10 protein-coding genes are annotated in these 14,049 nt (G+C 56.8%); 5 read left to right on the forward strand and 5 right to left on the reverse strand.

Annotated features, from left to right (window positions below):
* The first annotated feature begins 11 nt into the window (after positions 1 to 11).
* The 4 genes from paaZ to JO226_RS20230 all read left to right on the forward strand — a co-directional run bounded on the left by paaZ (position 12) and on the right by JO226_RS20230 (position 6,797).
* Positions 12 to 2,057: a phenylacetic acid degradation bifunctional protein PaaZ gene (paaZ, locus tag JO226_RS20215; protein WP_296406743.1), complete on the forward strand. Its 2,046-nt coding sequence runs from the start codon at positions 12 to 14 to the stop codon at positions 2,055 to 2,057.
* A gap of 179 nt (positions 2,058 to 2,236) precedes the next feature.
* Positions 2,237 to 4,504, forward strand: a complete 2,268-nt coding sequence (tynA, locus tag JO226_RS20220) for a primary-amine oxidase (protein ID WP_296406764.1) — start codon at positions 2,237 to 2,239, stop codon at positions 4,502 to 4,504.
* A gap of 419 nt (positions 4,505 to 4,923) precedes the next feature.
* Complete coding sequence (locus tag JO226_RS20225) at positions 4,924 to 5,739, forward strand: hypothetical protein (protein WP_296406745.1); 816 nt, start codon at positions 4,924 to 4,926, stop codon at positions 5,737 to 5,739.
* A gap of 335 nt (positions 5,740 to 6,074) precedes the next feature.
* Complete coding sequence (locus tag JO226_RS20230; RefSeq protein WP_296406746.1) at positions 6,075 to 6,797, forward strand: hypothetical protein; 723 nt, start codon at positions 6,075 to 6,077, stop codon at positions 6,795 to 6,797.
* A gap of 115 nt (positions 6,798 to 6,912) precedes the next feature.
* Here JO226_RS20230 and JO226_RS20235 read toward each other — a convergent pair whose 3' ends face one another.
* Positions 6,913 to 7,860 carry a zinc-dependent alcohol dehydrogenase family protein gene (locus tag JO226_RS20235; protein ID WP_296406748.1) on the reverse strand — a complete coding sequence of 316 codons (948 nt, stop codon included), beginning with the start codon at positions 7,858 to 7,860 and terminating at the stop codon, positions 6,913 to 6,915.
* 77 nt (positions 7,861 to 7,937) lie between these two features.
* Complete coding sequence (locus JO226_RS20240) at positions 7,938 to 9,437, reverse strand: aldehyde dehydrogenase family protein (RefSeq protein ID WP_296406750.1); 1,500 nt, start codon at positions 9,435 to 9,437, stop codon at positions 7,938 to 7,940.
* 229 nt (positions 9,438 to 9,666) lie between these two features.
* Between JO226_RS20240 and feaR the strand changes: the two genes are divergently transcribed.
* Complete coding sequence (feaR, locus tag JO226_RS20245; RefSeq protein WP_296406752.1) at positions 9,667 to 10,575, forward strand: transcriptional regulator FeaR; 909 nt, start codon at positions 9,667 to 9,669, stop codon at positions 10,573 to 10,575.
* Here the strand turns inward: feaR and JO226_RS20250 are convergent, their stop codons facing one another.
* From JO226_RS20250 to JO226_RS20260, 3 genes are read right to left on the reverse strand one after another with little or no spacing between them, the layout of a single operon-like run.
* Complete coding sequence (locus JO226_RS20250) at positions 10,576 to 10,899, reverse strand: YdbL family protein (RefSeq protein WP_296406755.1); 324 nt, start codon at positions 10,897 to 10,899, stop codon at positions 10,576 to 10,578.
* 7 nt (positions 10,900 to 10,906) lie between these two features.
* Positions 10,907 to 11,098 (reverse strand): YnbE family lipoprotein, encoded by a 192-nt coding sequence (locus JO226_RS20255; protein ID WP_296406757.1) that lies wholly within the window; start codon positions 11,096 to 11,098, stop codon positions 10,907 to 10,909.
* Complete coding sequence (locus JO226_RS20260) at positions 11,098 to 13,737, reverse strand: YdbH family protein (RefSeq protein WP_296406759.1); 2,640 nt, start codon at positions 13,735 to 13,737, stop codon at positions 11,098 to 11,100. The genes JO226_RS20255 and JO226_RS20260 overlap by 1 nt, the downstream gene beginning before the upstream one ends.
* Positions 13,738 to 14,049 lie beyond the last annotated feature (312 nt).

Consider the following 14,049-nt stretch of genomic DNA (forward strand, 5'->3'; position numbering starts at 1 on the left):
GGAGACAAACGATGCAGCAGCTAGCCAGTTACTTATCCGGCGCCTGGCAAAATGGCCGGGGCCACGCGCGCACTATTCACCACGCCATCAGCAATGAGGCGTTATGGGAAGTCACCAGCGACGGGCTGGATATGGCGCAGGCGCGCCGCTATGCCATCGACCACGGCGGTCGCGCGCTGCAGGCGATGACCTTTGTCGAGCGAGCGGCCATGCTGAAAGCCGTCGCGAAATATTTGCTGGAGCATAAAGAGACGTTCTATGCCCTCTCGGCGCAGACCGGCGCCACCCGCGCCGACAGCTGGGTGGATATCGAAGGCGGTATCGGCACGCTGTTCACCTATGCCGGGCTTGGTGCCCGCGAGCTGCCGGACGATACGCTGTGGCCGGAAGATGAACTGATCCCGTTGTCCAAAGGCGGCGGTTTTGCCGCCCGCCACGTACTGACGTCGAAATCCGGCGTTGCGGTACACATCAACGCCTTTAACTTCCCCTGCTGGGGGATGCTGGAAAAACTGGCGCCGACCTGGCTTGCCGGAATGCCCGCTATCGTGAAACCGGCCACCGCCAGCGCCCAGGTCGCCCAGGCGATGGTCAAAGCCATTGTCGACAGCGGGCTGGTGCCTGACGGCGCACTGAGCCTGATCTGCGGCGGCGCTGGCAGTCTGCTCGACCACCTCGATTTCCAGGACGTTGTGACCTTCACAGGTTCGGCGCAGACCGGTCAGTCGCTGCGTGTTCATCCGAACCTGGTGGCGAATTCGATTCCGTTCACCATGGAAGCTGACTCCCTGAACTGCTGCGTGCTGGGGGATGACGTCACGCCGGAGCAGCCGGAGTTTGCCCTGTTTATTCGCGAGGTGGTGCGGGAAATGACGGCGAAAGCCGGGCAAAAATGTACCGCGATACGCCGCATCATCGTGCCGCAGACGCAGGTGCAGGCGGTCAGCGATGCGCTGGTCGCCCGTTTGCAAGCGGTGCGCGTCGGCGACCCGGCGCAGGACGGGGTAAAAATGGGGGCGCTTATCAACCACGAACAGCGCGCGGACGTGCAGGAAAAAGTGAACGCGCTTATCGAGGCGGGCTGCGAAATTCGTCTGGGCGGCGTTGCCGACCTGCAGGCCGCCGGGGCCTTCTTCCCGCCAACCCTGCTGTTCTGCCCGCAGCCGGATGAAACCCCGGCGGCGCACGCCATTGAGGCATTCGGCCCGGTCGCCACGCTGATGGCTTACCAGCATCGCGAACACGCGCTGCAGCTGGCCCGCGCCGGTCAGGGCAGCCTTGCCGGTACGCTGGTGACGGCGGATGGCGCCCTTGCCCGCGCGTTTATCCTCGGCGCCGCCCGCGCCCACGGACGTATCCAGGTGCTGAATGAAGAGTCATCAAAAGAGTCGACCGGCCACGGCTCGCCGCTGCCGCAACTGCTGCACGGCGGCCCGGGACGCGCAGGCGGCGGCGAAGAGCTTGGCGGTCTGCGGGCGGTGAAGCACTACCTGCAACGCACCGCCGTGCAGGGCAGCCCGACGATGCTTGCCAGTATCGGTAAGCAGTGGGTGCGCGGCGCGAAGGTTCAGGAGGACCGCATTCACCCGTTCCGCAAATATTTTGAAGAACTGCAGCCGGGCGATAGCCTGCTGACGCCGCGTCGCACCATGACCGAAGCGGATATCGTCAACTTCGCCTGTCTGAGCGGCGACCATTTCTATGCCCATATGGACAAGATTGCCGCTGCCGACTCCATCTTCGGCGAGCGCGTGGTGCACGGCTATTTCGTTATTTCGGCGGCAGCCGGGCTGTTTGTCGACGCAGGCGTCGGCCCGGTCATCGCCAACTACGGCATGGAAAACCTGCGCTTTATCGAACCGGTTAAACCCGGCGATACCCTCCAGGTGCGGCTGACCTGCAAGCGCAAAACCACCAAACGCCAGAAAACCGCCGAAGAGAAACCCACCGGCGTGGTGGAATGGGCGGTTGAAGTGTTCAACCAGCACCAGCAGGCCGTGGCGCTGTACTCCATTCTGACGCTGGTCGCCCGCCAGCACGGCGATTTTACGGACTAATCTCGTCGCGTTCTCCACCGGGCGGCGGCGACATCGCCCGGTTCTGAAGGCCCCCCCCCCACTAACCTGGCAAAACTGACAAACAACCTGGCAAGAGCAGACAAACACTCCCGCGCTGTCTCCTGCCAGGATAAGGCTGTCACAACACCAAAACACAACAAAACAAAATGAGGTCAATGATGAGAAGCATCTCTTCTTTTTCCGCCCGTAAAACGGCGCTGGCCCTGGCAGTCGCTCTTTTTTGCTCCTGGCAGACACCGGTTTTCGCCCACGGCGGCGAAGCGCATATGGTCCCGATGGACAAAACGCTACAGGACTTTGGCGCCGATGTGCAGTGGGATGATTATGCACAGATGTTCACCATCGCCAAAGACGGCGCCTACGTGAAAGTGAAACCTGGCGCAAAAACCGCCGTGGTTAACGGTAAAACGCTGGCGCTGCAGGTGCCGGTGGTGATGAAAAACAACAAAGCGTGGATTTCGGACACCTTCATCAACGACGTTTTTCAGTCTGGTCTCGATCAGACCTTCCAGGTCGAGAAGCGCCCGCATCCGCTAAACGCGCTGACCGCGGATGAGATTAAGCAGGCCGTCGCCATCGTCAAGGCGTCGCCGGATTTCCAACCCAATACCCGTTTCACCCAGGTCGCGCTCGCCGAACCGGAAAAAGCGCAGGTGTGGGATTTTGTACTGCACGGTAAAGCGGTGGAGGGCTCCCGCCAGGCTAACGTCACGATGCTGGACGGCAAGCATGTCATCGAAAGCGTGGTGAGTCTTAACGAGAAAAAAGTCCTCAGTTGGCAGCCGGTGAAAGATGCGCACGGCATGGTGCTGCTGGATGACTTTACCAGCGTACAGAACATCATTAACGCAAGTCATGAATACGCTGAGGCGCTGAAAAAACACGGCATCACCGACCCGAGCAAAGTCATTACCACCCCGCTGACCGTAGGTTATTTCGACGGTAAAGACGGCCTGAAGCAAGAAGATCGCCTGCTGAAAGTGGTGAGCTATCTTGATGTCGGCGACGGCAACTACTGGGCGCACCCGATTGAAAACCTGGTGGCAGTGGTTGATCTTGAGCAGAAGAAAATCATTAAAATTGAAGAAGGCCCGGTGATCCCGGTACCGCTGACGCCGCGCCCCTACGACGGCCGTGACCGTGTCCAGGCGGCAGTAAAACCTCTGGATATTATTGAGCCGGAAGGGAAAAACTACACCATTACCGGCGATACCGTTCACTGGCAGAACTGGGATTTCCACCTGCGCCTCGATTCACGCGTCGGGCCTGTCCTGTCGACCGTCACGTACAACGATAACGGCAACAAACGCCAGATCATGTATGAAGGTTCGCTTGGCGGGATGATTGTGCCGTACGGCGACCCGGATGTGGGCTGGTACTTTAAGGCCTATCTGGATTCCGGTGACTACGGGATGGGCACCCTGACGTCCTCTATCGCCCGCGGTAAAGATGCGCCGTCTAATGCCGTACTGCTGGATGAAACCATTGCCGACTACACCGGTACGCCGATGACCATCCCACACGCTATCGCGGTTTTCGAGCGCTACGCCGGGCCGGAGTATAAGCATCAGGAGATGGGTCAGCCGAACGTCAGCACCGAGCGACGCGAGCTGGTGATCCGCTGGATTAGCACCGTCGGCAACTACGACTATATCTTTGACTGGGTATTCCACGACAACGGCGTCATTGGAATTGATGCCGGGGCAACCGGCATTGAAGCGGTGAAAGGCGTGCAGGCGAAAACCATGCATGACCCGAGCGCGAAAGACGATACGAAATACGGTACGCTTATCGATCACAACATTGTCGGCACCACCCACCAGCACATCTATAACTTCCGTCTGGATCTCGACGTTGACGGCACCGACAATACGCTGGTGGCCATGGACCCGACCGTGAAGCCGAACACCGCTGGCGGCCCGCGTACCAGCACCATGCAGATCGATACACACACTATCGATACCGAGCAGCAGGCGGCGCAGAAGTTCGACCCGGGCACCATTCGCCTGCTGAGCAACACCAGCAAAGAAAACCGCATGGGCAACCCGGTGTCCTACCAGATAATCCCGTATGCTGGTGGGACGCATCCGGTCGCCACTGGCGCGAAGTTCGCCCCGGACGAGTGGATCTATCACCGCCTGAGCTTTATGGATAAACAGCTGTGGGTTACCCGCTATCATCCGAACGAACTGTACCCGGAAGGGAAATACCCGAACCGCTCAACCCATGACACCGGGCTTGGTCAGTACAGCAAGGACAACGAGTCGCTGGATAACCAGGATGATGTGGTGTGGATTACGACCGGCACCACTCACGTCGCCCGCGCCGAAGAGTGGCCGATTATGCCGACAGAGTGGGTCCACGCGCTGCTCAAACCGTGGAACTTCTTTGATGAAACGCCGACGCTCGGTGAAAAGAAAAAATAACCGTCAGGGGTGGCCTTCTCCCTGAGGGGGCCATTCACCCGGTTTACCTCCCTGCGCCGTGTCAGCACGGCGCCATTTTCACACTCATCGGTACAGTGACAGCCATTAACGCGGGTATTTACATGTCATCCTTCAAGCTGCCCTGGCGTCGGCTGCGTATTCAACTGAATCGAAACGTCCTGCCAGCAATACAGGAAACCAATATCGTCAGCAGTTTGTGGATCAGGAGTGATATAGCCCACGCCATCGGATAGTATTCTCCAGAAATAGCAGCAAACATAAAATTTATATATAAACAACAAATCCCCCTCCTGACATGCATTTCCACCTCACACCATTTCCAGCCATGCAACAATGTGCTTTATAATTACCCTTCTGCTTTAAACTATTTTTACGAATAAACATTCGAAAGGTGAACGATGAAAAAACTATCTCTAATGATGCTATTTTTATGCAACCTTATCGTAGCATCAGTAAATGCCGAAACGTACCCAGACAAGAGCGAGCAAGAAGCAAAGGATATCAAGAAATATACCTTAACAAATACCTTATACATCGATAAAACTGGGCGAGAAATAGAAGCAATAAAAGATGCAATGGGAAACACCCTCTATCGGGACAAAAATGGGGTGAAAATAAAATGCATAAATAAAGACATGAAGAAAAACGCCTCAACATATACCATTTTTCGCAACAAAGATGGACAAAAGATACAGTGCATAGAGAAAAGCGCCTCGAAAAAAGTCACGCATCACAATAAAGGCGAGCAAAAAGCAGGGAACGTCACAACATATATCACAGGAAATACCACCAATGATAATACGGGTGAAAACGAAACAGGGAGTGCCACGACATATACTACAGGGAATAGTACCTATCGCAATAATAAAGGACAAGAGCTAGGGAGCGCCAGGACTGATATCACGGGAAATACCACCTATCGCAACAATAGCGGACAAGTTTTTGGGAGTGCCAAGACTGACGCCACGGGAAATACCACCTATCGCAACAATAGCGGACAAGAGATAGGGAGCGTCAAGAAGGATTCCTCGGGACATGCCACCTATAGAAATAAAAGTGGAGATGAAGTGGGAAGTGCCAGCACGGATAGTATGGGAAATACCGAATATCGTAACAAATACGGTCAAGTAGTAGGAAGCTCCACTAAAGATTCCTTAGGGAATATCATATATCGCGACAAGTATGGGCGAGAAATAAAAAAGGAACCTCATTAATCCCGCGTTGCTTCCATAAAGCGTCTCTGCACCGCCAGTGAGGCAAACGCCGCGGGTATTGTCATCGCAACTTACCTGGCAGATGACGCTGAGAATTTGGGTTTCCCTGAACAGAGGTGTCAGCGGACCAGGTTAGTTTATATTTAAATCATAAGCGTATTTAAAACTACACCATTTGCTACATATAGTGTGTTCTCAAAACCTCAACAACAGCGGCTTGCGTGGCCCGCCAGAGATGATTTTTATCGTTGTCTCTAGTCGGCGCGTGATGCAAGTACTTCCCCGAACGATGTCAAGAGCACCGTTTAATGCAGCACCCGAAAAGGAAATTCATCATGTCCAACGCGATAAAGACTGACACACCGTTAGAGCAAACTTTTGACATAATGGGAAATAAAAAGATAAAAATAACGGTTTTATCTGCGCTGGTAGTATCCATAGCCTCCATCATCACTGGCTGCGGTACTATCAGAACATTGTCACCTACCGAGGTGTCCGCTTTACCCGACGACGTGTTAGCTGATTGTGTTGCTTCAGGCGGCAGATATGTAAGAAACCGATATGTCAAACTCGCAGACTGTACTTTTGAAATAGAGAAACGGGCTAAAGCTAAGAAGGAGTATGTCAAAACCAATACCAAAAAAGTTGGCGATTTTACAACAACTATTATGGAATACAGTTCCAGTAGCGATAGTCCTCCTGACTGGAGACACGCAGCATATCAAAAGTCTAAAGAGGGCGGTGCGACCTTAGATCTCCGATGTGCCTACGGAGTTAAATCCACTATTTGGCTCAATTCCGTGCCTGTATCTAAAGTGATTACATATAACGTTGACGGGACTGTGTATAAAAAGAAGTACAAATACATATCCACGGAAAAGGGTCTAGAATCATTAAGTACCCCATTTATTGATGGGCGTGCAATGAACAATATGGCGGAGGGGAAAACGTTGAAAGTGAGCGTTAATACGGCTAGCGGAGTACAAACGTATACGTTTGGTCTTAAAGGACTCAACCAAGCCTTTGGCTATGTTGCCGAGGGTTGCCCTGGTATGTAACCATCTGCTTACTCAAACTGAAACCCTCCCGGGGAAACGCGACATAACAACCACGTTTATCCGATATTTTGGTACGAACCGGATTGGTTACGATGTCGCCAGCAAGGAAATGCCTTCACTGCGCAAAATCGAGCAAAATCTTCTCCGCTCTGCCCACCTCCCGGACGGCCTCAAGCGCCAGTCGCCACTGTCGCCATGGGATGATTCTCACTGGCGGCAGCACCGTTTGCGGCAGCAGCCGCCAGAGTTCATTAAACGCCGCCTGCCATGCGCGCTCATCCAGTTGCGGCAGCGCTTCCCGCAGATGAAATTTAACGACTTTCGCCTGCCCCCGCCGGTAGCTGACCGGCTGGCCCGACAGCAACCCGTAGGAAATTAAGCTGGCATTCGGCGACAGCGCCTGCAGCATCAGGGTTGCCAGTTCGCCGCCAACGGCGTCAAACACCAGGTCCGCCTCGTGACTGATAAGCTGTAGCGTGGCGAGGTCCTGCGCCATCACTGGACAGACGCCAAGCCGGGTTAACCGTTCCACATGCGCAGGGGAACGGATAACGCCGCTGACCGAACGGGCGCCCATCCGCAGCGCCCACTGGGCCAGCAGACCCGCGCAGGAACTGGACGCCGCCGTGAGCACCACGCGTTTGTCGCGTACCGGCCAGCGACGCAGCATAAGCAGCGCCGTCAGCGGGTTAATATACCCGCGCGCCGCCAGCGTATCGTCGATATCATCCGGTACCGCGACCAGCCAGCGGCTATCGAGATCAAGCGCCGTTTGCCATGTGCCTTCCCCGCGTAACGGTAAAATGCGCTGTCCTGACCAGCGCTCAAACCCCGGCGAGACGTCCGTCACCGTCGCCACGCCTTCATACCCGGCGACGCACGGCAGCCGGGTGCGATGACGATAGGCGCCGGTCACCGGGATAAGATCAGAGGGGTTAACCGGGGCATAGCGCATGCTGGCCCGCACCAGGCCTGTGCTAAGCGCCATCTGCGCCAGGGTCTGCAGATGCAGGACAGACTCGGGTTGACCATAGCGGTCATAGCGAATGCAGTATTTATTCATCAATAAAAAAGCGGCCTTTTCAGGCCGCTTCGCTGAGGGATCCTTACAGGGATAATACCATCCCTGCCCCCGAAGGGTTAATAGCGTACGCAGATTGACTTCGTTTCGCACCAACCGTCCAGCCAGTCGGTGCCGAAATCACGGCCGGTGCCGGACTGCTTCATACCGCCAAACGGCAGGTTGGGATCGATAAGCGTATGGCTGTTCACCCACACCGTACCGGCCTGCAGGCGATCGCTGTAGCCGAGCGCTTGTGACAGATCCCGCGTCCAGACGCTGGCCGTCAGGCCGTATTCGGTCTCATTCGCCAGACGCAGCGCCTCTTCGCCATCCGCCACGCGCACCAGGTTCACCACCGGGCCGAACACCTCTTCACGGGTCAGGCGCAGACGGGCGTCCGGATTCACCACCAGCGTCGGTCGGATATAGTAGCCTTGCCCGTTCGGCCCTTCATTACCGTGGATAAGCTCCGCCTGATGCTGCTGCGCATCGTGGAGGAACGCGGCGACTTTATCGCAATGCGCGCGGCTCGCCAGCGGGTTAATCTGTGCGGCCTCGGACATCCCCGGCCCCACGGAGAGCGATTTCACCGCCTGCTCAAAACCGGTGACCAGCGTGTCGAACAGCGGCGCTTCGATGTAGATTCGCGAGCTGGCGGCACAGACCTGCCCCTGGTTGAGGAAGCTGCCCATCATCAGCCCTTCGATGACCCACTGCGGATCGGCGTCTTTCAGCACGATGGCCGGGTTCTTACCGCCGAGCTCCAGCGTCACGCGGGTCAGCCTGTCTGCCGCCGTACGGGCTATCTGCTTACCGGTCTGTGTTGAACCGGTAAAGCTCACCTTCGCCACGTGCGGGTGGGAGGTCAGCGCAGCGCCGCATTCCGCGCCGCGGCCGGTCACTACGTTAAACACCCCTTCGGGGACCCCAGCTTCCACCGCCAGCTCCGCCACGCGCAGCAGCGTCAGCGGCGTAGTTTCCGACGGTTTAATTACGATGGAGCACCCTGCCGCCAGCGCGGGCATCACTTTCCACATGCCGATCATCAGCGGGAAGTTCCACGGCACAATACCGGCCACCACGCCGACAGGCTCTTTGCGTGTCCAGGCCTGGTAGCGCGCGCCGGGTGGCAGCGGAATAGACACGTCCAGCGTCTGACCGGTAATTTTGGTGGTCAGCCCGGCGGTGTAGCGCATCCAGTTCAGCGTGCAGGCGACCTCAAAGGCGCGGGAAATATTAATCGATTTCCCCTGCTCCAGCGTCTCTAGCTGCGCCAGTTCTTCGCTGTGCTGCTCCACGAGATCGGTAAAGCGCAGCAGAATACGCTCACGCTCTGCCGGTAAACGTCCTGCCCAGCGGCGATCGACAAACGCGCGCCACGCCGACATCACGGCGCTGTCCACATCGGCGCTGTTGGCGTCGGCGGTGGTGGCAATGGCCTCGCCCGTCGCCGGGTTCCAGACGGTCAGACGTTTATCACTACGCGACGGCTGCTGCGCGCCATCAATGAAAAGCCCATGCTGGCGCGCCAGAAACTGCTGTACGCGCTCCAGGATAGCAACCTGTGAATCAGACATATCAACTCCTTATTACCCATCGCGGTTTTCTGTAGTCTAGAACGCGGTGACGAGACGCGCTTTTATCTCTCTGTCATTCGCTTTGTCAGCTGTGACAGCTGCCGCAAATAGTGACAATAGTCAGTAGCCCCGCTGTTGCTGGCGAGACTTCTTTCGTATAGTCACGTTGATGGCTTTTCATGCAACATAAATGCAACAATAAAAATCATTTTGCTGACAGAGACCGACCATGGCGCACGCGACCGACAATGAGCAGTTCCAGCGCTGGCTGGCGCAAATCAATCAGGAGTGCGGAAGTTTTGCCGCGCAAACGTTGAACGGCGAATTTACCGGCGAGCTGGAGACGGGCTACACCCATGCGCTGAAGCTGAGCACGGTTACCACCGGTAATGTCAATCTCTACCGCACCAGGCGGGAAATTAAGGATCACAACGATGCCTGGTTTTATACGGTCTTTCAGCTTGAAGGTCAGGCGGTGATGGAGCAGAACGATAAGCAGACCCACCTTGAAGCTGGCGATATTACGCTGGTCGACGCCTCACGTCCCTGTTCATTCTACTGGCAGCAGCGCTCGCGGCAGATCTCGCTGCTGCTGCCGCGCCCTCTGCTGGAGCAACAGCTGCGGATGGGGGATGCGCACTGCGTCCCGCGTCTGGAAAAATCGCGGCCATTAGTGCAACTGAGCCATCGTCTGCTGCAGGAGAGCATGAATAACCGCGAGCTGTCGGAGGCGGAAAGCGCCGCCGCCCTTGAGGCGCTGGTGTGTCTGCTGCGCCCGGTGTTGCAGCAGCGGGAGACGACGCCGTCGCGCCGCGAACGGCAGTTCGACAAGGTGGTCGCTCTGATAGATGAGCACATTCAGTCGGAAACCCTGCGCCCGGAATGGATTGCCGGAGAAACGGGGATGTCGGTGCGTAGCCTGTACCGGATGTTCGCCGATAACGGCCTGGTGGTGGCGCAGTATATTAAAAACCGGCGCTTAGACCTGTGCGCCCGGGCGCTGCGCTGCGCGGCGGATGACGAGAAACTGGCCGGGATCGGTTATCACTGGGGGTTTGCCGACCACAGCCATTTCTCTACTGCTTTTCGTCAGCGTTTTGGCATTTCGCCTGGCGAGTACCGTAAACGTCATCGCTGATCATTTCTTCAGCCATTTGCCGTTCAACCCCTGCACATACTCGCCGGGTTGGGCGCGCGACACCAGTTTCTGCCCCGCCATCTTCGCCACTTCATCCACCGGAAGATTATTGCTGTCGGCAAGCTGCTGATAGTTTTCACTGCGCGCGGCGTTGATCTGCTTAACCAGCGCCAGCGTCTCTTTGTCCTGCTTCAGCGGCGCCAGATAGCCGCTTAGCGTCTCCCCGACACGCCCCTGCGCTCGCGCCTCGTTGAGCGTCAGGGCCATCGCCGGTTGGCTCAATAACCCAAGGCTTAAGAGGACCATTAACAGGTATTTTTTCATGGTGGCCTCAGAACAGATCGCTACGGGATTTCAGCAGGTTTTCAACGTCTTTATCAACCTTAATGTGGATCTCGTGTTCGATTTTCACGTTCATATTGATGGTAATAGGCTCTTTAGGCGCGGCGACTTCAATCCGTGGCGTACAGCCGGTTAGCATGAGTGCGGACAACAGGCCCAGCACGGCGATGATGTGTTTCATTATTGCTCCTTACAGTCCTTACCGTCCCGACAACGAGGGTCGGGCAGTGCCGCGTTTTGCTCAAGCCATGCCTGAAGATTGTCGCCAAAGCGCAGGCTGCGCCAGAGATCGAAGATATTCTCTTCATGGGTATAGTTTAAATGCACGGTATTGCTTTTTCCTTCGACATGACTGGTCCCGGTGAGGGTTGAGCGCAGGGTCAACACACCCAGATTATCCAGATTGATGTCTGTCCATGAATGAGAAATCTCCATATAACGCAGCCAGTTAATCGCCACCCCTGCGGCAATATTGTCTTTGACCACCGCATCAGCGGTATCTTTATCGATGCGCAACGTCATCGGGCCGGGGTTGGTGAGCCAGCCGCCTTTGACTATCCATCTTTCGTTATTCAGCCACAGCGGCAGCGCGCCGTTGACCGGGCCGGACATGGCGAACTGTTTGGTATTAACCGCGCTGACCAGCTCGCTTGAGGAGATATTCTGCACCCGCAGCAGCGCCGGATCGTGCTGCGGCATCCGCAGTTGCAGCATGGATATTTTGCCACCGAGCAGGTCGACGTTCACATTGCTGAGCAGCAGCGGATCGCGCTCGCTCCACGGGTAGCTCCCCTGCAGATCGGCGGTTAAGTTTCGGGCCGTGACCTGGTTGACTATCTCGGCGATACGCAGCGACACGGGACGCTGCCCGCCCAGTTGCCAGGCCCCCTTGCCGAAGCGGAACGGCAGCACGAAATCGACGCCGTTTATCTGGTTATCCGGCATCCAGGCGCTACCTTCCTTCAGCACGCCGTGCCCGCCAGCCTCAAAACCTTGCCCTGCGGCGGCGGAAAACGCCACCTGGGCGTACAGCGTGCCGTCGCGCAGGTTCATCTTCCAGTCTGGCGGCACCAGAGGCTGGAAGACGCTGAGCGATTGTTTCGGCCACCAGGCTTCGCCGCGCAGACGCTCACCGTCCCAGCGGCCGGTCAGGCGGATAGGACCTATCTTATCGGAATGAAGATCGCCCCTGAACTGAAACCAGGTCGGATCGCGCCCCTCGACGCTGAATTTGAGGCTGGACGGCGGCAAATAACCGCCGCCGGTAAAACGCGTCTCCCCGGCATCGAGCGACAGCGCGCCGGTAAAAATGGGATGCTGCTCATCGCGATTCCAGTGCACCGGATGCTCCAGCACCAGCCGGGGTTTGCTGACCAGCATGGTGCCATATTGCAGTTTGTCAAAGCCCGTCGACAGGCTGTTCAGCACAATGGCGCTATCGCGCCATTCGCCATCGCCTTCAACATCCCATTTCGCCTGCATGGGGGTAAAACGCCCTTCCCCCCAATAACGCCAGCGCCAGCTTCCCTGATCGGGGAGAAAATCATTGGCCTGCCCGTCAAGATGCAGCACGAAGTCCCCCATCTGTTGCTCATGCGCGCGGAGGATGGCCTGCAGGCGGCCGTCAACGCCCTGGCGGGTTAGCGTCACCCCGGCCAGCGGCCAGCGGATATCATCAATATTCAGCGAATCAATCACCCGACCACGGGAGCGAAGCAGCGCGCCGGGCAAAAATGCCAGCTTCGGCTCCATCACCGAACCGGTCAACTTCGCGGGCAATATCGAATAGAACACCAGATCGTTATGCTTGGCTTCTCCGGTCAGTTGCAGCGGCATGTCGCTGTTATCCATGCTCAGGGTGCCTGGGCCGACCGTCAGCACCGCGTTGCCTTTGCCCGCCGCCCCCTTTGTCAGCACGTTGAGACGCCCGGCGATCAGCATTTTATCGAGCCCCTGCTGCCAGTTATCAATCTTCACGCCGACGCGACCGCTGAGCGAGAGACCATCCTGCCACGGCCAGCTCCAGCGACCGTCGCTGATGGTGAGCCGATCGCGGGTCAACACCCAGGGCAGATCAAAAATGGGTTCCGGGTTATCGCGCGCCATCACCACCAGTTGTCCTTCGTTCTCGCGCCAGTCAAGCTCGGCATCGACCAGCGCGTCGACGTCCGGTACCAGGAACGAGGATTCAACGTGCCCGCTCACCGGCAGGCCGTCCGGCACCAGCGGCATCGTGAACTCCCCGACCAGTTTCACCGGCGGGCGGTCTTCCAGCAACTGAGCTTCAAACTGCTCAACCGTCAGCAGTTGTCCTTGCAGGCGCGCGCTCAGGGTAACGGCATCGCCCTCATAACGCAGTTCCTGACGTTTCGGCGTCATCGAGAGCGTCAGGCGGCCCTGCCATTTTTCCCACGGCGAGAGGCGCAGTTGCTCGATGGTCAGCCAACTGTACGGCAGCATGGATTGCCACTGGGCGAGCGTGCGCGGCGCGCCAGGAACGGGTTCGCTGCCAGGAAGTTTGTTCAGACAAGCCGAGTTGATGTCCAGCGCGGCAATGTTCAACCGCCAGCGGCTGGGATGGGAGAGTTCAGCATCCTTCACCTGCGCTATCTGGCAATCGCCGACCAGGTAGCGCAGCTCAGGAAGGCGCATCGCGCCGTGTCTGAAATGCGGCCGCTCGGCGATATCAATTCGCGTCCCCACCGGCAGCCAGATCCCGGCCAGCGTAGGAACCCATTGCGTCAGCGTAAGCAGCAGCGTTAGCGGTATGAGTATCAGTAATAACAGGAGCGCTATCGCGGCTTTCCAGGTCCCTCTCATGGGCAGTTAACATCCTGATTATCTGTGATTAAAAGCCGAATTAGCACATAGTTTGGCATGATATGTTCGCCAGTTAAAGTCACCATCAAATTTAAGCATACATGCTCTGTACAGGTACGCCCGCCTCGTAGCGGATAATTCTCAAAAAATCCCCGGCATTCCAGGCTAAAATAACGCGTATAACCTCATGATTAAACTATATTTTAAGATTTGTAAGATTATTTGAGTTATGCTACCGTGACACTAAAATCACTGGAGAAAAGTCTTATGAAAATCGCAGTTTATAGCACAAAGCAGTACGATAAAAAGTAC

Origin of the sequence: Pluralibacter sp. (assembly GCF_019237635.1) — a bacterium.
GTDB lineage: Bacteria > Pseudomonadota > Gammaproteobacteria > Enterobacterales > Enterobacteriaceae > Enterobacter_B.

Bases quoted from the DNA above. Each gene is read 5' to 3' on its own strand.
- JO226_RS20250 (WP_296406755.1), bottom strand. From the start codon at position 10,899: ATGAAAAAATACCTGTTAATGGTCCTCTTAAGCCTTGGGTTATTGAGC.
- JO226_RS20240 (WP_296406750.1), bottom strand. From the start codon at position 9,437: ATGTCTGATTCACAGGTTGCTATCCTGGAGCGCGTACAGCAGTTTCTG.
- JO226_RS20230 (WP_296406746.1), top strand. From the start codon at position 6,075: ATGTCCAACGCGATAAAGACTGACACACCGTTAGAGCAAACTTTTGAC.
- feaR (WP_296406752.1), top strand. From the start codon at position 9,667: ATGGCGCACGCGACCGACAATGAGCAGTTCCAGCGCTGGCTGGCGCAA.
- paaZ (WP_296406743.1), top strand. From the start codon at position 12: ATGCAGCAGCTAGCCAGTTACTTATCCGGCGCCTGGCAAAATGGCCGG.
- JO226_RS20260 (WP_296406759.1), bottom strand. From the start codon at position 13,737: ATGAGAGGGACCTGGAAAGCCGCGATAGCGCTCCTGTTATTACTGATA.
- JO226_RS20225 (WP_296406745.1), top strand. From the start codon at position 4,924: ATGAAAAAACTATCTCTAATGATGCTATTTTTATGCAACCTTATCGTA.
- JO226_RS20235 (WP_296406748.1), bottom strand. From the start codon at position 7,860: ATGAATAAATACTGCATTCGCTATGACCGCTATGGTCAACCCGAGTCT.
- tynA (WP_296406764.1), top strand. From the start codon at position 2,237: ATGAGAAGCATCTCTTCTTTTTCCGCCCGTAAAACGGCGCTGGCCCTG.
- JO226_RS20255 (WP_296406757.1), bottom strand. From the start codon at position 11,098: ATGAAACACATCATCGCCGTGCTGGGCCTGTTGTCCGCACTCATGCTA.